Consider the following 20,534-nt stretch of genomic DNA (forward strand, 5'->3'; position numbering starts at 1 on the left):
GGCTACCTCTGGGTTGACTGTCATATTCGCGCTATCAGGAGATGGCGTTGATCGCCGTGGTCAGCTTGGTCTTGAACTCCTCCGGGATCGGCACGTAACCGTTGTCCGCCAGACCGTCCTGGCCGTTGGTGACGGCGGAGGTCAGGAATGCCTTGACAGCGGTCGCGGTCGCCCCGTCGGCGTACTTGGAGCACACGATCTCATAGGTCGGCAGGATGATCGGGTAGGAGCCGGCCTCGGTGGGCTTGTAGAACGACGAGGTGTCGAGCACCAGGTCGTTGCCCTCGCCCTTGATCTTCACGCCGTTGATCGCCTTACCGGCGGTCTCGGAGGTCAGCTCGACCGGTTCGGGACCGGCGGAGGTGATGATCCGGGCCACGGACAGGTTCTGCGACTTGGCGAACGACCACTCGTTGTAGGAGATCGAGTTCTTGGTGTTCTTCACCGCGGCCGAGGTGCCCTCGTTGCCCTGGGTGCCCTCACCGACGCCGCCGTTGAAGACCTTGCCCGCGCCCTTGCCCCACGCACCCTCGGACGCGGAGTCCAAGTAGAGCTGCAGGTTGTCGGTGGTGCCGGACTCGTCGGACCGGTAGACGACCTTGATCGGCTCGGCGGGCAGCTGCTTGCCCTCGTTGAGCGCCTTGATCTCCGGGGCGTCCCAGGTCTTGACGGTGCCGTTGAAGATCTTGGCCACGGTCGGGCCGTCGAGCGCGAGATCGGTGACGCCGTCGATGTTGTAGGTGATGGCGATCGGGCCGAACACCGTCGGCAAGTTCCACGCGGGAGAAGCGCAGCGCTCGGCGGCCGCGGCGGGCTCGCCCTTCTTCTCGCTGAGGGGGGAGTCGCTACCGGCGAAATCGGTCTGGCCGCCGAGGAATTCCTTGACGCCCGCGCCGGAACCACTCGAGGTGTAGTTGAGGGTCTGGCCGTCACAGTTGGTCTCGAAGGCGGCGGTGAAACGCTCGACGGCGTTCTTCTGCGCCGAGGAGCCGCTGGCCTTGAGGGCCTCCTTGCCACCACAGGTGACGTCGGCGTTGGCCTCGACTCCGGTCGAGGACGCATTGTCGTCGCTGCCGCAGGCGGCCAGCGGCAGGGTCACGGCCGCGATCACACCGACGAGGGCGCTGCTGCGCTTGAACTTCACTCCAGTCCTCCGGATACGTCCTACTCGCCCGGTCCCTCACCGGCCCGGGCGCGTGTCGTGGTGCGGCCGTTCGCGGGGAACTTGCACACCGGGCGACCCACTGCCGCCCAGAATCAAACTAGGGCGCGTCGGTAGACAGCTGGACCAGGGCAAGTGAACGGAAGGTGAACAGGGCGGCGCGAACACGTCCGATATGTGTGATGTTTGCCGCGCTGTTACTCCGCGCATACCGGATTGCGGCCTTCCAGCGCCCGGACGTAAGAGTCGCGGCCCCGGGCGGTAACCGTCCGGTTCCGCGGTCTCAGGCCGGTATCGAGTAGGCGATATCGATATGCGCCGGGGCGAAATCCAGCCCGCGATAGGTGCGGACCGCGGCCGTGTTGTCCGCCTCGGTGTACAGCAGAACCTCACCCAGTCCGGCATCGCGGAGGTGATGCAGGCCGATCAGGGTGAGCAGCCGACCGAGTCCGCGCCCCTGGGCAGCCGGATCGATCGCGACCACGTACACCTCACCGGCCGGGGGATCCTCGTCACGATGAATCTTGGTCCAGTGGAATCCGAGCAACCGTCGCGGCTCCTGCGCATCGAAGGCCAGGAAGAGTCCGGCCGGATCGAACCACGATTCGGCGCGTCGCTCTTCCAGTTCGCGGGCCGACCAGCCGCCCTGCTCAGGATGCCAATCGAAGGCCGCGTTGTTGACCCGCAGGAGCTCGGCGTCGTCGGCCGGGCCGCGATAGGCGCGAACCACGAGCCCGTCGGGTACCTCGACAGCCGGTAGCTCAGGAGTTGCCAGCGGGCGGCGCATCTGCCAGAGTTCCCGCGCGGCCGACAGCCCCAGCCGCCGCGCCACCGCCTCCGCGGCGGGCAGTTTCCCGTGCGCCCAGATCCGGGCTCCCGGCCCGCCGGCGGCCAGCGCGGCCGCCACCAGATCGCCACCGATCCCGCGCCCGCGCCATTCGGGGGCCACCACCGCCTCGGCCATGGCGGGGTGCTCGCCGTGCGCCGGAGTCAGACTCGCGTACCCGGCCACCTCGTCTCCCGCCACGGCCAGCAGGTGGCGGGCCGGCGATTCCCGGCGCAGGCCCAGCAGGACCTGTTCGGAAACCGGGGCGACGCCGTCGGCGGTCGCCGCCGCGTCGAGCAGCGCGCTCACCTGGCCGGCGCGGGCGGCGGAGGGACGCTCGTGCCACTGCAGTTCGTACTCACCCATATCGGCCGGGCTCACTGGAGCGTGCCGTTGACCGGTGCCATCGAATCCTCTTCGGTCCCGTCCTTGTCGCCACCCGCGGACCGGGCATCGGAGTCGTTCTTGTTGTTCGAACGGGCGGGACGCACCGCCTTGTACCCGACATTGCGCACGGTACCGATCAACGACTCGTACTCACTGCCCAGCTTCGCCCGCAACCGCCGGACGTGCACATCGACGGTCCGGGTACCACCGAAGAAGTCGTAACCCCACACCTCCTGCAGCAGCTGGGCGCGGGTGAAGACCCGGCCCGCGTGCTGGGCCAGGTACTTCAGCAGCTCGAATTCCTTGTAGGTCAGGTCGAGCGGGCGCCCGCGCAGCCGCGCGGTATAGGTGCCCTCATCGATCACCAGCTCCCCGAGGGTGATCTTCCCGGAGTTCTCCGGGCTGGCCGAACCGCCGGTCCGGCCGACGAGCAGGCGGAGCCGGGCGTCCAGTTCCGCGGGCCCGGTACTGGGCAGGAGAATATCGTCGAGACCCCAGTCGGCATTCACCGCGACCAGCCCGCCCTCGGTGAGCACGGCGACCACGGGGACCGACGAGCCCGTGCTGCCGAGCAGCCGGCACAGCCCGCGAGCCGCCGCCAGATCCGAGCGCGCGTCCACCAGCGCGATATCGGCGGTACCCGCCTCGAGTAGCGACGCCACCTCGGTGGGCGCGGGCCGCACATTGTGCGCGAGCAGCGACAGCGAGGGTAGAACCGATTCGGGGTCGGGGTCGGAAGTCAGCAGGAGCAGCTCCACAAGCACTCCTCCCATCTCGTAGCTACGCGAAAGCCAGCTTCGTCGCCGTCGCCACGTTGCTCATCCATCTGTAATCGCTGCAAGATTAGCGCGTCGAGCTGTGTTTATTTGCGTCGCCTGCGGCGCAGCGGGTCGGGGCCCTGTCAACCCCGGCCATTTGCCGCAACCAGACCCCGGGGGTCCGGGCCGGCGTCCACTAGGGTGCATGCCATGCGGAAGCTGATCATCGGACTGCTGTGCCTGGCGGGACTGGCAGTGGTCGTCGATTTCGGTGCGGCCGCATATTCGGAGTACCGCGTATCGCGGTCGCTGAAGGTCGGCGCAGATCTCAGCGCCGACCCCGAGGTCACCTTCCACGGTTTCCCGTTCCTGCGGCAGGCGCTCGACGGCCGCTACGACAATATCGAGATCAAGGCCGACAGCGTCCGGCCCGATATCCCCGGCGAGATCGGCCTGGAGGCAACTCTGCTGGGGATGAACCTCCCGCTCGGCGATCTGGTCGACGGGCGGGTGCGCAACGTACCGGTGGAGCAGGTCGACGTCCGGATGCGGGTCGCGCCCACCGAACTGGGCCGCCTGTTCGGTATCCCGGATCTGGAGGTCCATTCCCGGCCCGCGGACAAATCCGACGGCACCGGCGGTTCCGGCGGGTCGGGAATGACCACGGCGGGCGCGCTGGTGCTGACCGGAACGCTGCCGTCCGCGCCGAGCGGGCAGCAGGGCGCGAGTTTCGCCGGGGAACGGGTGAGCATCGCGGCCGATCTGCTGCTCGACGGCGATCAGGTGCGGATCGTGGCCACCGGTTTGTACTCGGAGGAGATCTCGCCGGTCCCCTCCGAGCCGGTCGTCGACGACGCCGACATCCCGGCGGTGCTGGCGATGTTCACCCGTACCATCGATACGAAGGAACTGCCGTTCGGTATCCGACCCACCGAGGTGACCGCCCTGGGCGGCCATATCGTGGTCGAGGGCCGGGGTAGAGATGTGACGATCGATTTGAACAGATTGCGGCGCCCATGATCGAGATCACCATTTTGGCGGTAATGCTGCTGGCCGGGCTGGCCGTCGGCCTGTACCTGCGCCGGCGCGAGGGCGCGGTGCGGTCGGCCCCGGTCACCCTGGACCGCGACACCGGCCCGCGCGACGATCTGCTCGTCGCCGCCGGCGTGACCGGGTCGGGGCCCGCGGTGCTGCATTTTTCCGCCGACTGGTGCGGTCCCTGCGCGGCGGTACGCCGGGTCGTCGCCGACGCCACCGGCGATCTGGCCGATTCCCCGCGGCCGCCGCGTGATATCGAAATCGATATCGACGCCGACCCGGCGCTCGCCAGGGCCCTGAACGTCCTGTCGCTACCGACCACCTTCGTATTCGACGCCGAGGGCCGGGAGCGGTTCCGGATCTCCGGTGTCCCCAAGACCAGCGACCTGCGCAGCGCGCTCGGCCCGCTGACGGCCGGTTCGGCCGCCGGCTGAGCTGAGCTCCAGGACGCCCGACTGCACGCACGGCGGCGTTATTGGGTAGACTGCCCCCTGTGCAACACCACCGCGAGCTGATGCTCACCCGTCGCCGCACAGTCGACCTGTGCCGCCTCGGTGGTTGTTGCTGCCTGTGCCGCTGAGCGGTCGGGTCTTCTTTCCTGACGCCGACCACGGTTCGTCCGCGCGAGCGATTTCATCCCCCGGCGAACCGGCCGAATTCCGCCGAAAAGTTCGAGCGCAGGAGCTTTGTTCATGTCCACTACCACTACCGTCGTCAGCCGAGTCGATATCCGCGGTCCCCGTTTCGTCGCCTGGGTTACCACCGGCGTCCTGGTCCTGATCCTGCTACTCGGCGCGTTCGCTCCGACCGCCGCCACCGTGCTGGTCGCCGCCCAGACGCTGGTGTTCGCGCTCGGCGCCTGGCTCGAGCCGCGCCGGCACCCGTACGGCCTGGTCTACGCGCGCTTCGTCGCGCCGCGCCTGGGCCCGGTCACCGAGACCGAACCGACCGCCCCGTTACGATTCGCTCAGTTGCTCGGGTTCGTGTTCGCCGCGGTGAGCCTGCTGGGCTTCCTTCTCGGCAGCACCGCCGTGGGCGCGCTGTTCGCCGGGTTCGCCCTGTTCGCGGCGTTCCTCAACGCCGCGTTCGGCATCTGCCTCGGGTGCAAGCTCTATCCGCTGGTCACCCGGCTACGCCCGAACACCCTGTCCGAATCCCTCGCATCGAACTGAACACCGATCCGCTGTCACCACTGAAAGGGAAAACATGGCTCGCTCCGATGTCCTGGTCTCCGTCGACTGGGCCGAAGAGAACCTCAAGACCCCCGGCGTCGTCTTCGTCGAGGTCGACGAGGACACCACCGCCTACGAAGGCGGGCACATCGAGGGCGCCGTCCGGCTCGATTGGAAGAAGGACCTGCAGGATCAGGTTCGTCGCGACTTCGTGAACCAGGAGCAGTTCTCCGCGCTGCTCTCCGAGCGCGGGATCGCCAACGACGACGAGGTGATCCTGTACGGCGGCAACAACAACTGGTTCGCCGCCTACGCCTACTGGTACTTCAAGCTGTACGGCCACAACAACGTCAAGCTGCTCGACGGCGGCCGCAAGAAGTGGGAGCTCGACGGGCGCCCGCTGTCCCGGGACGAGGTGAGCCGCCCGGCCACCCAGTACAAGGCCGCGGAGCCGGACAACACCATCCGTGCCTTCCGTGACGAGGTCATCGCGGCCATCGGCACCAAGAACCTGGTCGATGTGCGCTCCCCCGACGAGTTCTCGGGCAAGATCCTGGCCCCCGCGCACCTGCCGCAGGAGCAGAGCCAGCGGCCCGGCCACATCCCCGGCGCGATCAACGTACCGTGGAGCAAGGCCGCCAACGAGGACGGCACCTTCCGTTCCGACGACGAGCTCACCGAGATCTACGGTGCGGCCGGCCTGGACGGCAACAAAGAGACCATCGCCTACTGCCGTATCGGCGAGCGTTCCTCGCACACCTGGTTCGTGCTGCAGGAGCTGCTCGGGCACCAGAACGTCAAGAACTACGATGGCAGCTGGACCGAATACGGCTCGCTCGTCGGCGCCCCTATCGAGTTGGGAGAATAACCAGCATGTGTGCAGCACCTACCCAGGGCCAGGCCATTCCGGCCGGGGTCGATGTGGAGAAGGAAACGGTCATCACCGGCCGCGTTCTGGCCACGGACGGCGAGCCGGTGGCGGGCGCCTTCGTGCGACTGCTGGACGGCAACGGGGATTTCACCGCCGAGGTCGTCGCCTCGGGCACCGGTGACTTCCGTTTCTTCGCGGCGCCGGGCACCTGGACGCTGCGCGCGCTCTCCTCGGCGGGCAACGGCACGGCCGAACTCCGCCCCGACGGCCCGGGCATCCACAACCTGGACGTCGCCGTCTCGAAGTAGAACGGGATCGCACGGCCCGGGATACGCCCTCTCCACAGGGTGTATCCCGGGCCGTCCCGTTTCCCTGCCCGCTGCGTCGCCCAACACGCCGCTGCCGCGCGATGACGAAGGCCGGCATTCGTGGCCGGAGTCACGAGGGCCCCGGCCAGCCTCGCCGGAGGCGGGGCAATAGAATCGGCCTGTGGTCCTCTTCTTCGAGATTCTGCTGATCGCCGTATCGATCCTCATCGGATGGTTCGGCCTGTACGTCTTCTACCGGCTGTTCACCGAATCATGAGCGGTCTCGCGAGCGAAGGTTCCGATCCGGCCGAGCGAGCGAGCGACAACAGCAACGGAAGGCCTCCGGCCGATATCCACGGCCAGAACGGTAACGGCCGTCCGGCCGATGCTCCGTCGTCCCTGAGCGGCGATCAGGCGGTGGCCGACGCGGTCGAACGCGCCAAGGCGACCAGCGGCCGTAATATCCCGGTGCTCCCGGACCTCCCGCTGCCCGACGATACGGCGAATCTGCGCCTCGGCCCGGATCTGAATCCGGCCATGCTGGCGCTGCTGCCGATGGTCGGCGTCTGGCGCGGCGAGGGCGAGGGCAACAATCCCGAGCGTGGGGATTATCGCTTCGGGCAGCAGATCGTGGTCTCCCACGACGGCGGTGACTATCTGAGCTGGGATTCGCGCTCTTGGTTCATCGAATCCGACGGCAGCTACGGCGGGCCGGATCTGCGTGAGACCGGCTTCTGGCGGGTCGGGGTCGACGGCAGCGACGAGGTGCTGGAACTGCTGCTCACCCACAGCACCGGAATCGTCGAACTCTTCTACGGCACCGCACTCACCCAGGCATCCTGGGAACTGGCCACCGATGTGGTGATCCGCAGTCAGACCGGCGCGGTGGTGGGCGGCGCCAAACGTCTGTACGGGATCGTCGAAGGCGGCGATCTGGCCTATGTGGAGGAGCGCGTGGTGGCCGACGGCCCGCTGCAGCCGCGCCTGTCCGCACGGCTGCAGCGCTATATCGGCTGACCCCGGCGCCGCGGGGGTCCCCGGATACAGAACGACCCCCGAGCCGTATCGGCGCGAGCCCGTGGTGTGACCACCGGTGGGTCTCGCGGCCGATCCCGATCGGACGGATCGGGGACTCGGGGGCCGGGTGGCTGCCGTGGATTCGCTCAGCTCTGTAGCGATCGGAATCCGAAAGGACAGCCGGCTACAGCGCTCAGCTGGCAGCCACCTCACGCGTCCTGAGAATTTGCATTCTTGGGATCACCTCCTTCCTTGTGTAACTCCGAACTTAGCCACCACCGGCGGTAGTCGGCAACGGAATTTCGTCGAGGGCGTAACGGGTCGCTTTCCCGTCCGCGAAAGCGGCCCGGACCTGGCCCGATTCATCGACTGTGACCACCAGGCCGGCGCGGTGCCCGGCAGGTAGCTGATGTGTGACCACCACCACATCGCGGTCGGCCGCGACCAGGCCGCTGTCGATATCGAGCAGATCCCGCAAAAGCTGTGCGCCGGCCACGGCGTCGAGGTGTTCGGTGGGTTCGTCCAACAGGAGCGCGCGAGCGGGCGACACCAGGGCACGGGCGAGCAGGATGCGGCGGCGCTGACCGCCCGAGACAGCGGCGGCGCCGCCCGGCAGGTCGGTGTGCACGCCGTCGGGCAGCCCGTCCAGCCAGTCCCCCAGGCCGACCGTCCGCAGCGCCCGCTCGGCGGTCGCGGCGTCGAGATCACCGCGGGCCACCCGCAGGTTCTCCAGCACGCTGGTACCGAACAGATGGGCGTCTTCGGCGAAGAACCGCACCTGATCGTCCGGATCGTCGAAAAGACCGGCCCAAGCCATCAGCAGGGTGGTCTTCCCGGCGCCGCTGGGCCCGACCACCACGACCCGGGACGCCTGCGGACGCTCCGGGATCTGCCACTGCCCGTCGCCCACCCAGCCGATGACGACTCCGTCGGCGCGGCTGTCGGCGTAGGGGAACGGATGCGGATAGCCGCCGGTGCCGAACCGTTTGCGGGAGCCGGTGGCCCGCGGCACGCGGCCGGTGGCCTCCGCGGCGGGTTCATCGTCCCGTTCCAGGGGCTCCGGGCGGTGGTCGGGCGATACCGCCCGCAACCGGTGCAGGGCGGCGCGCGCGACCGTGAGGGTCTGCGCGGCGGCCGGCAGCGGACCGGTCGCCTCGAAGGCGGACAGCGGGAGCAGCACCAGTACGGCCAGCGCCATCGGGGTCATCGCGCCCGGCGCGCCCCCGCCGGGACCGTAGACGATGATCCCGATCAGCAGGGCGGCGAGCACGGTCACGCCGGTGGCCAGCGGGATCGCCGCCGCCGCCCAGGCATTGCGGCCCGCAGCCCGGTCCTCGGCGGCCAGCGCCCGCCGGTTCGCCGCCGCCGCGGTGTCCAGCGCGGAACCCAGCTTCCCGGCGACCCGCAGTTCCGCGGCATGGTCGAGCACGGTGAGGGCGTGCGCGGCGAATTCGGCGCGGTCCGCGCGCGCCGACCGTTCGGCGGCGGCCGCGGCGCGAGCCGACAGCCAGGGCGCGACGATTCCGGCGAAGGCCAGTGCCGCCATAAGTACTCCGGCGGCCGGCAGCGAGATGCAGGCCAGCAACCCCACCGCCGCCAGTGCCAGCACCAGCGCCACCGCGATCGGGACGAAAGTCCGCACCACCACCGCGCCGAGATCGTCGATATCGGTGCCGACCCGCACCAGCACGTCCCCACGCCGCAGCCGCCCGGGCACCCCGGGGCCGCCCGGCGCGGTCGGGGCGGTGGGCCCACCCGCGGCGATTCCGGGGATATCGGCGCGGCGGGTCAGCCACAGGGGCGCGCGGGCCAGGGCGCGGTACACCGAGGTGCGGGCGGCGGTCATCGAGCGCAGCGCGACATCGTGAGTGGCGAGCCGCTCCAGGTACCGGCAGACACCGCGCGAGATACCCAGTGCCCGCACCGCCACCACCGCGACGGTGAGGTCCAGCACCGGCGGCATCTGCCAGGCCCGGGCGATCAGCCAGGCAGCGAGCGCGGCGAGACCCAGCCCACTGCCCAGGGCCAGGACGCCCCACCCGGTCGCGAATGCCAGCCGCCGGCGGGATACCTCCAGCAGATCCCACATCTGGTGGGTATCGCGCAGCAGCAGCCGTAGCCGTGCCCAGCGGCGGCCCGCGCGGGGCCGGCGGTGCGGAGGACGAGTGGTTTCGGTTCGAGAGCTCATCGCAACATTCGGGGGCAGGTCGTCGGTACCGCGACGATCTCGTCGGCTGCGGACAGGAGGGCCGGTCGGTGGGCGACCACGACCACGGTCGCGCCGGTACGCGCCAGTGTGGTGAGGGCCGCCGCCACCGCGACTTCGCTGTCGGCATCCAGATGGGCGGTCGGTTCGTCCAACAACAGGATCGGGCGATCCGCGGCCAGCACCCGGGTCAGCGCGAGCCGCTGCCGTTGGCCGAGGGACAGTCCGATCCCCCCGGACCCGACCACGGTATCCCATCCGGCGGGCAGCGCCTCGAGCACAGCGTCGAAACCGGTTACGGCACAGGCGGCGTCCAATTCGCTGAGTACCCGGGCCGGACCGCGGCGCGCCGGACCGGCCACGGTGGCACCGAGCAGTTCGAGATTCTGCCGGAGGGTTCCCGGGACCAGTACCGGTCGCTGCGGGAGCCAGGCCAGCCGCGCCCACCACTGTTCGGCCGGGATCTCCCGGATATCGATGCCGTCGGCGAGCACCGCGCCGCGGGTGGGTTCGATCAACCCCAGGATCGCCTGCAGCGCGGTCGATTTCCCGGAGCCGTTGGGCCCGGTCAGCGCGGTGACGGCACCGGGGCGGAATACGGCGCGCAGCCCGTCCGGTGCGGCACCGTCCCTGGAATCGACCGTCAGATCACACAGTTCGATGACGCCCTCGCCCCAGGAGCCGTTCCGATGGCGCCGTGTTCCGTCGACGCTCACCGCACTGCCGGAAGCCGGGGTCACCGCCGTATCGGAGGCCGCGTTCGCCCCGGCCCGGGGGTGTGCTTGCGTGCCCTGTGCGTCCGGCGCCGAGATCGTAGCCGCGGCGTCTCCGGCCGCGGGGTCCAGAACAGCGAAAGCCCGGTCGGCCGCCGCCATTCCGTCCTGTGCGGCATGGAAACGTTCCCCCACGGTCCGCAGCGGCAGGTAGACCTCCGGGGCGAGAACCAGGGCGACGATTCCGGCGTAGAGGCTCATATCGCCGTGCACCAACCGCATCCCGATCGCCACCGCCACCAGCGCGACCGACAGGGTGGCCAGCAATTCGAGCACCATCGAGGACAGGAACGCGATCCGCAGTGCGGCCATGGTGCGGCGGTGCAGCGTTTCGCCGAGTTCCCGGACGCGGCCGCTCATCGTGCGTCCGGGGATATCGGTCGCCTCACCCGTCTCCCGCCCGAGGGCGCGCAGGGTGGGCATACCGGCGAACAGGTCCAGCAGTTGATCCGACAGCCGCGTGGTGGCCGCGAGTGTCTCCCGGGCCCGGCCTTCGGTGAGCAGGCCGATGAGGACCATGAATAGCGGGATCAACGGCAGGGTGATCACCACGATCACCGCCGAGGTGAGGTCGTGGACGGCGATCACCGTCAGTATCACCGGGGGTACGAGGACCGCGAGCAGCAGTGCGGGCACATAGCCGGTCAGGTAGGCACGCAAACCGTTGAGGCCGCTGCCCACCACGACCGCGAGTTCGGTTCGCCGCGTTTCGAGTTCCCGGGGCGGGAGTCCGGCGCCCGCGGCGAGGGCCGCCTGTTCGAGTTCGGTGACGACCCGGGCGCCGGCCCGGTGCGCGATCCGCGACTGCCACCACGCCGCCAGTACCCGCGCGCCGAGCGCGAGTGCGAGCAGCACCAGTTCCGCGGTCCAGGAGCCGAGGGAGCGGCGGCCCGGGTCGGTGATCACCCCGGCCAGCACCCGCCCCAGCAGCACGGCCGCGCAGGCGATGCCGACCGTGGTCACCAGCGAAAGGGCGACGCTGAGTGCGAGATAGCGCCGCGCCGAACGCGCGTACCGCCACAGGCGAGGGTCCACGGGCGGGCGGGCCATTGGCTCACTCCTCGGTGACAACGCGGGGTGGAAGTCCGATTCCGGGTGGGATGTGTTCGACACTAATGCGTTTCCGGAACACCCAGTAGGTCCAGGCCTGATAACCCAGCACCACCGGGGTCACGATCACCGCGGCCCAGCTCATCACCTTCAGCGTGTACGGGGTCGAGGAGGCGTTGTCCACGGTCAGGCTGAACGCCGGGTCGATCGTGGAGGGCAGCACATCCGGGAACAACGCGCCGAACAGCAGCGCGGTGGCGGCGAGCACCGTGAGCGCGGTCCCGGTGAAGGACCATCCGTCGCGCCCGGCCAGCAGCGCCGCGGCGCCACCGAGCAGCCCGCACACCGCCAGCGCCAGCGGAATCCAGGTCCAGCCGGATCCGTAGGCCACTTGGGTCCACAGGCCGAAGCCGGCCACGACCAGGGCCGTCGGCGCCAGCAGCAGCCTGGCGGTGCGGTGGGCGTCGTCCCGGACCTCCCCGGCGGTCTTGAGCGCCAGGAACACCGCCCCGTGCAACGCGAACAGCAGTCCCGTGGTGAGCGCGCCCAGGAGCGCGTACGGGCCGAACAGTTCACCGAAGGCACCGGTGAACTGTTTGTCGGCGCCCAGCGGCACGCCGCGCACGATATTGGCGAACACCCAGCCCCAGGCCAGCGCGGGCACCCAGGAGCCGATTCCGATACCGAGGTCGCAGCGCGCCCGCCAGCGCGGATCGTCGATCTTGCCCCGGTATTCGATCGCGCAGATGCGCAGGATCAATGCCACCAGGAGCAGCAGTAGCGCCAAATAGAAACCGGAGAACATGCTCGCGTACCACTCCGGGAACGCGGCGAACAGCGCACCGCCGGCGGTGATCAGCCAGACCTCGTTCCCGTCCCACACCGGGCCGATGGTGTTCAGTACGACCCGGCGGCGGGTATCGGATCCCCGGCCGAGGATCGGCATGAGCATGCCGACTCCGAAATCGAAACCCTCGAGCACGAAGTACCCGGTGAAGAGCACCCCGATCAGTACGAACCAGAATTCCTGCAGTCCCATACCCGGCTCCTAGTAGGCGAACGAAAGCTGCTCGGCGACGAGTTTCTCCGCGGGCTCGGACGCGGGCTCGCCCGCCGGCCGTTCCGGCCCCTCGAGCACATAGCGCCGCATCAGGTAGAACCACACGACGGCCAGCAGCCCGTAGACCACCGTGAAGGTGATGAGCGAGACCCATACCGTCGCGGCCGCGTGATCGGACACACCCTGCTGCACCATCAGCCGCAGATCCTGGTCACCGGTCGGGTTGGGCACCACGACCCAGGGCTGGCGGCCCATCTCGGTGAACACCCAGCCGGCCGCGTTGGCCAGGAACGGGGTCGGGATGGCGAGCAGGCTCAGCCACGAGAACCAGCGCTGATGCGGGACCCGGCCGCGCCTGGTCATCCAGAATCCGGCGAAGACCAGCAGTGCGGACCCGGCGGCGAGGCCGATCATGGCGCGGAACGACCAGTAGGTGACGAAGAGGTTGGGCCGGTAGTCGCCGGGCCCGAACTTCTCGTTGTACGCCCGCTGCAGGTCGACGACGCCCTCCAGCTCCACCCCGGTGAACTTGCCCTCCGCCAGCCAGGGCAGTACGAACGGCACCTCGAGCACATGGGTGACGCTGTCGCAGTTGTTGTGCGTGCCGACCGTGAGGATCGAGAAGTCCGGGTCGGTCTCGGTGTGGCACAGCGATTCCGCCGAGGCCATCTTCATGGGCTGCTGCTCGAACATCAGCTTGCCCTGGACATCGCCGGTGTAGACCAGCGCGAGGCCGGCGACCACCACCACCAGCAGCGAGACCCGGGCCGCCGGACGCCACACGGTGCGCGCCTCGGCGAGTTCACCGGTATCGCCGCTGCGCGCCTTGCGGACCATCCACCAGCCCGCGATTCCGGCGACGAACGTGCCCGCGGTGAGGAACGATCCCGCGACCACGTGGGGGAAGGCGGCCAGCGCGGTGTTGTTGGTGAGCAGTTCGGTGATGCTGGACAGTTCGGCCCGCCCGGTCTCCGGGTTGTACCGTGCGCCCACCGGGTGCTGCATGAAGGAATTGGCCGCGACGATGAAGTACGCGGAGGCGTTGACGCCGATCGCCACCATCCAGATGGTGCCGAGATGGACGAGTTTGGGCAGCCGCGACCAGCCGAATATCCACAGTCCGATGAAAGTGGACTCCATGAAGAAGGCCACGAGGCCTTCCAGCGCCAGCGGTGCGCCGAAAACGTCACCGACGAATCGGGAGTATTCGCTCCAGTTCATTCCGAACTGGAATTCCTGCACGATTCCGGTGGCCACACCCAGCGCGAAATTGATGAGGAACAGTTTCCCGAAGAATTTTGTGAGCCGGTACCAGTGCTCCTTGCCGGTGACGACCCAGGCCGTCTGCATTCCCGCGACGAGCGGCGCGAGGCCGATCGTCAGGGGTACGAACAAGAAGTGGTAGACGGTCGTGATGCCGAATTGCCATCGCGAGACATCCAGGGCGTCCACACCGAGCCTCCTGTTACTACGACGTGTCGTAGACCCAAGACTACGCGCCGCGGCGGCCCGATCAATGTGTCGGCGGACACGACGTGCTCAGCGATACACGCACGATCCGGCGACGGTTCCGGTCACACCGGAAGCGGTCCGGTCGCGCGGAGGCGCCGGCAATCACCAATCGGCGATGGTCCCGGCCCGTTCGATCCCCCGATCGACCATCTCGACGATCTCCGCAACCGACTCCGGCGCCGACATCCGTACGCCGTCAAGAGAATTGACCCGTGCGGCGAGCGTCACACTGCTGAGCATCCAGATGCTGTCGCAGTCGAACAGATCGGCGGTGAAAAACGGTTCGTAACGGCAGTCGTAACCGCGGCGTTCGGCCTCGGCGTACAACGCGCGCTGGGTGATTCCCGGCAGCACACCGTTCTTCGCCGGCGGCGTGATCAGCTGTTTGCCCCGGGCGATCACCACCGTGGAACGCGGGCCCTCCAGGACCCGGTGTTCGGTACTGGTGAAGATGACGTCATCGGCGCCCATCCGGGCGGCGAACCGCAGCGCGGCCATATTGGTCGCGTAGGAGAGCGTTTTCGCGCCGAGCAATTGCCAGGGCGCCGCCTGGGCGAGGTCGATCGAGATACCCCGGGTCAAGGTGACCACCGCGACGCCCTCGGTTCTCGCCGCCGCCACCCGGTCGGACAGCTCCGTCACCATGACGAAGGTCGTGGGGACCGGAACCGCCTCGGACAACTCGCCGGAGCGCAACCCCGCCTTGGGGCTGCCGAGCGCGCTCTCCCGGCCGCGGGTCAGCACCAGGCGCATGACCCCTTCCTCTTCGCTGCCCCATTCCTTGGCCGCGGTTTCCATCGCACTGCGCCACCGGGCCAGGTCGGGCTCGGGTAGATCGAGCGCCTGGGCGGAGCGGCGCAGCCGGGCCAGATGAAAATCGAGCGCGCAGACCGTGCCACCGCGGACCAGAGCCGTTTCGAAAATTCCGTCGCCACGCAGGACGCCGATATCGTCGGCATACAACAACGGCTGGTCCGCATCGCGGACCTCGCCGTCGAGTGTTACAAGAACTCGATCCACCATGGCACGAGCGTAGGCCACCACCGCTCACTATGACGGACAGAAATCCGGGCTGCCCGGACAATGTCGGCGGATTCCCCGGCCACCGATACCGCAGCATCCGCCCAGGGTCCACCATTTCGATCACGCGGGTGGCGCTGGCTAAGGTCAGGCAATGGCGCGACGGACGGATATCGACCCCGGCGTGGTGCGAGCCGCGGTGACCGCGGTCCGGGAATGGCTGCTCGACGAGAGCCGTCCGGCCCCGCCCCGGGCCGATCTGGCGGCGGCGGTTCGCGGGACCGCGCGGGCTCTGGCCGCGGCCGCTCCCGGACATTCGGTGGAGGTGCGGGTCCCGCCCTTCGTCGCGGTGCAGTGCGTCGAAGGCCCCCGGCACACCCGCGGCACTCCGCCCAACGTGGTGGAGACCGACGCGCGGACCTGGCTGCTGCTGGCGACCGGCCTCCAGGAATTCGCGGCGGCCGTCGCCGCGGGCGCGGTGGAAGCCTCCGGCAGCCGGGCCGCCGAGATCGGTCACTGGTTGCCGCTGGTCCCGGTACGTCCCGAAGACTGACCCGGCGAATCGCCTGGTCAACCCCCCGCTGATGCGCGACAGGGTGATCTGCTCCTAGAGTGGAAGCTGTGTCCGTGCTCGCCGCACCCAGCCCTGTCCTCGCAGTACCGGGAGCCGTCGCGGCTCCGCCCGGCTCCCCGGACGAGTCCGTCCCCTGGCATTACGGCGACCCGCTCGGCGAACAACGCGCCGCGATCGAACGCGTGGCCGTCGTGGACCGTTCCCACCGTTTCGTACTCACCGTCACCGGCGCCGAACGGCTGAGCTGGCTGCACACCATCACCAGTCAGCGCATCGCCGACCTGGGCCAGGGCCGCTCCGCGGAGAATCTGGACCTCGACCTCAACGGCCGGGTACTGCACCATTTCGTGCTCACCGAACTGGACGCGACGGTGTGGATCGACACCGAGGGCGACCGGGGTCCGGGCCTGCTGGATTTCCTCACCAAAATGGTGTTCTGGGCCGACGCGCAGCCGCGGGAGGCGGCCGATCACGCCGTCATGAGCCTGCTCGGTCCGGGTGTCGCGACCCTGACCGGCGTACTCGGTCTCGACCGCCTGCCCGATACCTACGAGGCGGTCGCGGTCCCGGGCGGCGGGTTCCTGCGCCGGATGCCCTGGCCGACCGCGGACTCCTTCGACCTCGTCCTGCCCCGCGAACAGCTCATGTCGCGGTGGAGTGAACTCACCGCCGCCGGTGCCGAACCGGCCGGTTCCTGGGCCTACGAGGCCCTGCGGGTGGCCGCCGTGCGGCCCCGGATCGGCCTCGACACCGACGACCGCACCATCCCGCACGAGGTGAACTGGATCGGCGGGCCCGACGAATACGGCGCCGTCCACCTCGACAAGGGCTGCTATCGCGGCCAGGAGACCGTGGCCCGGGTCCACAATCTCGGCAAACCACCGCGCCGGCTGGTCCTGCTGCATTTGGACGGCTCCGCCGACGAGCGGCCCGCTCCCGGCACAGCGGTCGACGCCGGCAACCGCGCCGTGGGCGTCCTCGGTACGACGATCGACCATTATGAACTAGGCCCCGTAGCGCTCGCCCTGATAAAGCGGTCCGTCCCCGCCGATACCCAACTGACCGTGGGCAGCACGGCCGCGGCCATCGACCCCGATTCGGTGATCGCCGACGACACCCCGCAGGCCGGGCGCCGCGCCGTCGAACGGCTCCGTGGCCGCTGAGCGGCGCCGGACGACGAGCCGAGAGGAGACAGCTGTGCACGTCGGTGCCATCGGCCGGGTGCTGGCCGCCTGTGTCGTCCATGCCGATCTGGAGGTACCGGGCCGGGTAGGGCGCAGCGCGATCGACAAGCGCCCGGTCCCCGGCCGGGTGCGGGCCGGGCGGCTCGGGCTCGACGGCGATCATGTGTGCAACACCCGCGACCACGGCGGCGTTCACCAGGCGGTCTACGGCTACGCCGAGGAGGACGCCCGGACCTGGTCGGCCGAACTCGGCCGCACCCTCGAACCCGGCTGGTTCGGGGAGAACCTGCGTATCTCCGGGCTGCCGCTCAGCGACGCCGTGCTCGGCGCACGCTGCCGCGTCGGCGACGCACTGCTGGAGGTCAGCGCGCCCCGGGTGCCGTGCGCCACCTTCGGGCACTGGTCCGGGGAACGGCAGTGGGTGCGCCGCTTCGCCCTGCGGGCCGACACCGGATGCTATTTCCGGGTCCTCACCGAGGGTGAGGTGGGCGCCGGCGACCCGGTCGAATTCGTGCACGTGCCCGAGCACGGCATCACCGTCCGCGATGTCTTCACCGGCGCCGACCCCGCACGACTCGAACGGTTGCTCACCGCCGAGCCCACCATTTCCGATGAGATCCGCGCACAGATCGCCCGGCACACACGACGGCGCGTCCCGGCGGCCGAGCCGGCCCCGGAACAGGAGGCGATCGGATGAGCGTGGACCTGGTCGAGGTGGTGCGGTCGGGGTTCCGGGAATGTGTGCACCGCGGCTCGGTGGTGATCATCGGCCCCGACGGTGAACCGACCTTCGCGACCGGTTCGGTGCACGTGCCGGTCTATCCGCGCTCCACCAACAAACCGCTGCAGGCGCTCACCCTGCTCAAACACGGTTTCATCCCGCTCGACGACGCGGAACTGGCCATCGCGACCGCCTCACACACCGGCGAGCCCGAGCACATCGAATTGGTCGAGCGGTTGCTGCGCCGTTTCGGCTTCGGCGAGGACGATCTGGCCTGTCCCCCGGACCTGCCCGGTGACGAGCGGACCAGGGCCGGGGTGCTGTACCGCGGCGAGAAACCCGCCAAGCGGTATATGAACTGTTCGGGCAAACACGCGGCCATGCTGGCGACCTGCGCGGTGAACGGCTGGCCGGTCACCGGCTATACCGAGGTCGGGCACCCGCTGCAGCAGGCGGTGCTGGCCCAGATCATCGAGACGACCGGTGAGCCGGAAACCGATCTCGGCATCGACGGCTGCGGCCTGCCCATCGTCCCCGTCTCGTTGACGAATCTGGCGCGTGCCTTCGCGACCCTGGCCACCGCCCCCGACGGCACACCCGAACGCCGGATCGCCACCGCGCTCCGCGCGCACCCACGGGTGATTTCGGGCACCAACGGCCCCGATCTGCTGACGATGAACGCCGTCCCCGAACTCATCTGCAAGATCGGCGCCGACGGCGTGCACGCCGGAGCGTTACCCGACGGCAGCGCCTTCGCCTACAAGATCGCCGACGGCGCGGACCGCGCCAGAATCCCGCTGACCATGGCAGTCCTGCAGCGTATGGGCGTCGAGTGGTCCGATGAATTGGCGGCGCTCGCGGCCCCTCCGGTGCTCGGCGGCGGAACCCGAGTCGGTGTGATCCGGGTCATACCGGGCGCGGTTCCGCCTGGGGACTGAGCGGCGAAACATCGGCAAACCGGTCGGTTGATCCAGCGGATAGCCGACTCGTGGAAGCGCGACGGCCGGACACGCGCTAAAGTGTCTGTCAGGAAGATATTAATTCGAACGGGGCCGCCACCAATCCCCAGGCCGCCCCGCTGTGACGCGAGGGGGTCAGCCATGGGCCGTGGCCGGGCTAAGGCAAAGCAGACCAAGGTTGCGCGCGAGCTGAAGTACAGCTCGCCGTCGACCGACTTCGCGAGCCTTCAGCGCGAGCTTTCCGGTAGCGACAACGCCCCACGCGGTGGCGTCCTGTCGGATGAGCACGACGCGGACAATTCCTTGTCCAAGTGGGACGAGGACGACGACTACGACAGCTGGCGCCGCTGATCAGGGTGCATACGCTCGGGGGAGGCCGTAGGCCTCCCTTTCGGTCGTTTACGCCGGTTCGCGCCGTTTCCCGCCGGTTTGCCCGGCGGTGGACGACGTGAACCGGCGGTGCGACACCGAGCAGCATGTGGATCATCGCGTCGATTCCGACCGAGAGTCGGTGGGCGATCTGTCACCCACCGGGCGGAAGTCGAGTCCGAGAAGTCCGGTCACCGCGCTGGGGCTCGCGCTCCGAGTGCACGACTACGGAATGCCGATAGCTGCGCGTTGACCCGCGGGCCGTCGGTGACCGCGCTGTAGCGATATCAGGACGCGCAGAACATCAGACGCGCCGAACATCAATGAAACCCGGAAGATCCGGCCGCCGGATCACGACGGCCGGATCGCGGATCAGAAACGCGGATGGTCGCCGAGCAGAACCGCCCGCGGCGCATCCACATCCTTGGCCTTCTTCACGCTGCCCAACGTCCAGCACTCGATATGGCGCGCGGTGAGCACAGCGAGCGCGCGATCGACATCCTCGGGCGCGACCACGGCGACCATCCCGACGCCCATATTGAACGTCTTCTCCATCTCCACGCGCTCCACCCGGCCACGCTGCGCGATCATCTTGAACACCGGCGCCGGATTCCAGGTCCCCCGGTCGAGCTCGGCCACCAGCCCCGCGGGCAGCACCCGGGCCAGGTTCGCGGCCAGACCACCACCGGTGATGTGCGCGAACGTCCGCACATCGGTCTCCGCGATCAACGCCAGGCAATCCTTGGCATAGATCCGGGTCGGCTCCAGCAATTCCTCACCGAGCGTGCGACCGAACTCCTCCACATGCCCGGTCAACGCCATCCGGTCGATCTCCAGCAGCACCTTGCGCGCCAGACTGTAACCGTTGGAATGCAGACCCGACGAACCCATCGCGATCACGACATCCCCCGGACGCACCCGGTCGGGCCCCAGCAGATCATCGGCCTCGACCACCCCGACACCGGTCGCCGACAGATCGTAGTCCTGGGCGCCCATCATCCCTGGATGCTCGGCCGTCTCACCACCCAGCAACGCGCAACCGGCCCGCACACACCCCTCGGCGATACCGGCCACCAGTTCGGCCACCCGCTCCGGCACCACCTTGCCGACCGCGATGTAATCCTGCAGGAACAACGGCTCGGCCCCGCACACCACCAGATCGTCGACGACCATGGCCACCAGGTCCAGACCCACCGTGTCGTGCTTGTCCAGCGCCTGGGCCACCGCGATCTTCGTACCGACCCCGTCGGTCGACGAAGCCAGCAGCGGCTCCCGATAGTTCTTCTTCAGCGCGAACAATCCGGCGAAGCCACCGATCCCGCCCTGCACCTCGGGGCGGCTCGCCTTACGCGCCAGCGGGGCGAACAACTCGACAGCCCTGTCACCGGCCTCGATATCCACTCCAGCTGCGGCATAGGACGCACCGGCACCGGTGGGGTTCTGCTCAGTCATTGTCGGGGAAAGCTCCAAACCGAATTCGCGGATAATTGCCTGCTCAGAGTTTATGGCGTCATCCCGGAGCGCGGGGGGCCGGGCTGTGTTTATTTTGCGCCGCCTGCGGCGGCGC

The 20,534-nt window shown here is 69.0% G+C and carries 20 protein-coding genes; 11 read left to right on the forward strand and 9 right to left on the reverse strand.

The features are described 5' to 3' along the window. Positions 1 to 34: 34 nt before the first annotated feature. From pstS to NF4_RS04230, 3 genes are all read right to left on the reverse strand, one after another. Positions 35 to 1,144: a phosphate ABC transporter substrate-binding protein PstS gene (pstS, locus tag NF4_RS04220; RefSeq protein WP_063125977.1), complete on the reverse strand. Its 1,110-nt coding sequence runs from the start codon at positions 1,142 to 1,144 to the stop codon at positions 35 to 37. 301 nt (positions 1,145 to 1,445) lie between these two features. Further along, positions 1,446 to 2,354 carry a mycothiol synthase gene (gene mshD, locus NF4_RS04225; RefSeq protein ID WP_198165211.1) on the reverse strand — a complete coding sequence of 303 codons (909 nt, stop codon included), beginning with the start codon at positions 2,352 to 2,354 and terminating at the stop codon, positions 1,446 to 1,448. Between the two features lie 11 nt (positions 2,355 to 2,365). Then, positions 2,366 to 3,133 carry a winged helix-turn-helix transcriptional regulator gene (locus tag NF4_RS04230; RefSeq protein WP_063125995.1) on the reverse strand — a complete coding sequence of 256 codons (768 nt, stop codon included), beginning with the start codon at positions 3,131 to 3,133 and terminating at the stop codon, positions 2,366 to 2,368. A gap of 210 nt (positions 3,134 to 3,343) precedes the next feature. On the opposite strand from NF4_RS04230, the gene NF4_RS04235 reads away from it, so the two are divergent. The 6 genes from NF4_RS04235 (at position 3,344) to NF4_RS04260 (ending at position 7,539) form a co-directional block, all read left to right on the forward strand. Then, on the forward strand, positions 3,344 to 4,153 hold the full coding sequence (locus tag NF4_RS04235) for an LmeA family phospholipid-binding protein (protein WP_063125978.1): 810 nt from the start codon (positions 3,344 to 3,346) through the stop codon (positions 4,151 to 4,153). Then, positions 4,150 to 4,605, forward strand: coding sequence for a thioredoxin family protein (locus tag NF4_RS04240; protein ID WP_063125979.1), 456 nt, complete (start codon positions 4,150 to 4,152; stop codon positions 4,603 to 4,605). Before NF4_RS04235 ends, NF4_RS04240 begins: the two co-directional genes overlap by 4 nt. Positions 4,606 to 4,863: 258 nt before the next feature. Next, on the forward strand, positions 4,864 to 5,343 hold the full coding sequence (locus tag NF4_RS04245) for a DUF4395 domain-containing protein (protein ID WP_063125980.1): 480 nt from the start codon (positions 4,864 to 4,866) through the stop codon (positions 5,341 to 5,343). Between the two features lie 34 nt (positions 5,344 to 5,377). Further along, entirely contained in the window at positions 5,378 to 6,211 is an 834-nt protein-coding gene (locus NF4_RS04250; RefSeq protein WP_063125981.1) for a sulfurtransferase, read from the forward strand. Between the two features lie 5 nt (positions 6,212 to 6,216). After that, positions 6,217 to 6,522, forward strand: a complete 306-nt coding sequence (locus tag NF4_RS04255; protein ID WP_030522845.1) for a DUF1416 domain-containing protein — start codon at positions 6,217 to 6,219, stop codon at positions 6,520 to 6,522. Between the two features lie 273 nt (positions 6,523 to 6,795). After that, entirely contained in the window at positions 6,796 to 7,539 is a 744-nt protein-coding gene (locus tag NF4_RS04260; RefSeq protein ID WP_063125982.1) for a heme-binding beta-barrel domain-containing protein, read from the forward strand. Between the two features lie 268 nt (positions 7,540 to 7,807). Here NF4_RS04260 and cydC read toward each other — a convergent pair whose 3' ends face one another. From cydC to NF4_RS04285, 5 genes are all read right to left on the reverse strand, one after another. Next, entirely contained in the window at positions 7,808 to 9,628 is a 1,821-nt protein-coding gene (gene cydC / locus NF4_RS04265; protein WP_063125996.1) for a thiol reductant ABC exporter subunit CydC, read from the reverse strand. A 95-nt stretch (positions 9,629 to 9,723) separates the two neighbouring features. Beyond that, positions 9,724 to 11,568: a thiol reductant ABC exporter subunit CydD gene (cydD, locus tag NF4_RS04270; protein WP_063125983.1), complete on the reverse strand. Its 1,845-nt coding sequence runs from the start codon at positions 11,566 to 11,568 to the stop codon at positions 9,724 to 9,726. A 4-nt stretch (positions 11,569 to 11,572) separates the two neighbouring features. Beyond that, on the reverse strand, positions 11,573 to 12,607 hold the full coding sequence (gene cydB / locus NF4_RS04275) for a cytochrome d ubiquinol oxidase subunit II (RefSeq protein WP_063125984.1): 1,035 nt from the start codon (positions 12,605 to 12,607) through the stop codon (positions 11,573 to 11,575). Positions 12,608 to 12,616: 9 nt separating this feature from the next. Next, entirely contained in the window at positions 12,617 to 14,080 is a 1,464-nt protein-coding gene (locus NF4_RS04280) for a cytochrome ubiquinol oxidase subunit I (RefSeq protein WP_063125985.1), read from the reverse strand. Positions 14,081 to 14,242: 162 nt separating this feature from the next. Continuing rightward, positions 14,243 to 15,163, reverse strand: a complete 921-nt coding sequence (locus NF4_RS04285) for an aminodeoxychorismate lyase (RefSeq protein ID WP_063125997.1) — start codon at positions 15,161 to 15,163, stop codon at positions 14,243 to 14,245. Positions 15,164 to 15,314: 151 nt separating this feature from the next. Here NF4_RS04285 and NF4_RS04290 point away from each other — a divergent pair, with 151 nt between their 5' ends. The 5 genes from NF4_RS04290 (at position 15,315) to NF4_RS04310 (ending at position 18,949) form a co-directional block, all read left to right on the forward strand. Beyond that, positions 15,315 to 15,713 carry a sterol carrier family protein gene (locus NF4_RS04290; protein ID WP_063125986.1) on the forward strand — a complete coding sequence of 133 codons (399 nt, stop codon included), beginning with the start codon at positions 15,315 to 15,317 and terminating at the stop codon, positions 15,711 to 15,713. Between the two features lie 68 nt (positions 15,714 to 15,781). Beyond that, complete coding sequence (gene ygfZ, locus NF4_RS04295; RefSeq protein ID WP_084532851.1) at positions 15,782 to 16,897, forward strand: CAF17-like 4Fe-4S cluster assembly/insertion protein YgfZ; 1,116 nt, start codon at positions 15,782 to 15,784, stop codon at positions 16,895 to 16,897. Between the two features lie 34 nt (positions 16,898 to 16,931). Further along, complete coding sequence (locus tag NF4_RS04300) at positions 16,932 to 17,615, forward strand: MOSC domain-containing protein (protein ID WP_063125988.1); 684 nt, start codon at positions 16,932 to 16,934, stop codon at positions 17,613 to 17,615. Beyond that, positions 17,612 to 18,577, forward strand: a complete 966-nt coding sequence (locus NF4_RS04305) for an asparaginase (RefSeq protein WP_063125989.1) — start codon at positions 17,612 to 17,614, stop codon at positions 18,575 to 18,577. The genes NF4_RS04300 and NF4_RS04305 overlap by 4 nt, the downstream gene beginning before the upstream one ends. 162 nt (positions 18,578 to 18,739) lie before the next feature. Beyond that, positions 18,740 to 18,949 carry a DUF3073 domain-containing protein gene (locus tag NF4_RS04310; protein WP_039821949.1) on the forward strand — a complete coding sequence of 70 codons (210 nt, stop codon included), beginning with the start codon at positions 18,740 to 18,742 and terminating at the stop codon, positions 18,947 to 18,949. 390 nt (positions 18,950 to 19,339) lie between these two features. Here the strand turns inward: NF4_RS04310 and purM are convergent, their stop codons facing one another. Further along, positions 19,340 to 20,419 (reverse strand): phosphoribosylformylglycinamidine cyclo-ligase, encoded by a 1,080-nt coding sequence (gene purM / locus NF4_RS04320; RefSeq protein WP_063125991.1) that lies wholly within the window; start codon positions 20,417 to 20,419, stop codon positions 19,340 to 19,342. Between the last annotated feature and the right edge of the window lie 115 nt (positions 20,420 to 20,534).

Origin of the sequence: Nocardia fusca NBRC 14340 (genome assembly GCF_001618425.1) — a bacterium.
GTDB classification, from domain to species: Bacteria; Actinomycetota; Actinomycetes; order Mycobacteriales; family Mycobacteriaceae; genus Nocardia; species Nocardia fusca.

What these genes read in the sequence shown, in the direction of transcription:
- NF4_RS04240 (WP_063125979.1), top strand. Translation starts at nt 4,150, where the DNA reads ATGATCGAGATCACCATTTTGGCGGTAATGCTGCTGGCCGGGCTGGCC.
- NF4_RS04255 (WP_030522845.1), top strand. Translation starts at nt 6,217, where the DNA reads ATGTGTGCAGCACCTACCCAGGGCCAGGCCATTCCGGCCGGGGTCGAT.
- NF4_RS04305 (WP_063125989.1), top strand. Translation starts at nt 17,612, where the DNA reads ATGAGCGTGGACCTGGTCGAGGTGGTGCGGTCGGGGTTCCGGGAATGT.
- NF4_RS04310 (WP_039821949.1), top strand. Translation starts at nt 18,740, where the DNA reads ATGGGCCGTGGCCGGGCTAAGGCAAAGCAGACCAAGGTTGCGCGCGAG.
- NF4_RS04260 (WP_063125982.1), top strand. Translation starts at nt 6,796, where the DNA reads ATGAGCGGTCTCGCGAGCGAAGGTTCCGATCCGGCCGAGCGAGCGAGC.
- cydC (WP_063125996.1), bottom strand. Translation starts at nt 9,628, where the DNA reads ATGTGGGATCTGCTGGAGGTATCCCGCCGGCGGCTGGCATTCGCGACC.
- NF4_RS04245 (WP_063125980.1), top strand. Translation starts at nt 4,864, where the DNA reads ATGTCCACTACCACTACCGTCGTCAGCCGAGTCGATATCCGCGGTCCC.
- cydD (WP_063125983.1), bottom strand. Translation starts at nt 11,568, where the DNA reads ATGGCCCGCCCGCCCGTGGACCCTCGCCTGTGGCGGTACGCGCGTTCG.
- purM (WP_063125991.1), bottom strand. Translation starts at nt 20,419, where the DNA reads ATGACTGAGCAGAACCCCACCGGTGCCGGTGCGTCCTATGCCGCAGCT.
- NF4_RS04285 (WP_063125997.1), bottom strand. Translation starts at nt 15,163, where the DNA reads ATGGTGGATCGAGTTCTTGTAACACTCGACGGCGAGGTCCGCGATGCG.
- cydB (WP_063125984.1), bottom strand. Translation starts at nt 12,607, where the DNA reads ATGGGACTGCAGGAATTCTGGTTCGTACTGATCGGGGTGCTCTTCACC.
- NF4_RS04250 (WP_063125981.1), top strand. Translation starts at nt 5,378, where the DNA reads ATGGCTCGCTCCGATGTCCTGGTCTCCGTCGACTGGGCCGAAGAGAAC.
- mshD (WP_198165211.1), bottom strand. Translation starts at nt 2,354, where the DNA reads ATGGGTGAGTACGAACTGCAGTGGCACGAGCGTCCCTCCGCCGCCCGC.
- NF4_RS04290 (WP_063125986.1), top strand. Translation starts at nt 15,315, where the DNA reads ATGGCGCGACGGACGGATATCGACCCCGGCGTGGTGCGAGCCGCGGTG.
- NF4_RS04235 (WP_063125978.1), top strand. Translation starts at nt 3,344, where the DNA reads ATGCGGAAGCTGATCATCGGACTGCTGTGCCTGGCGGGACTGGCAGTG.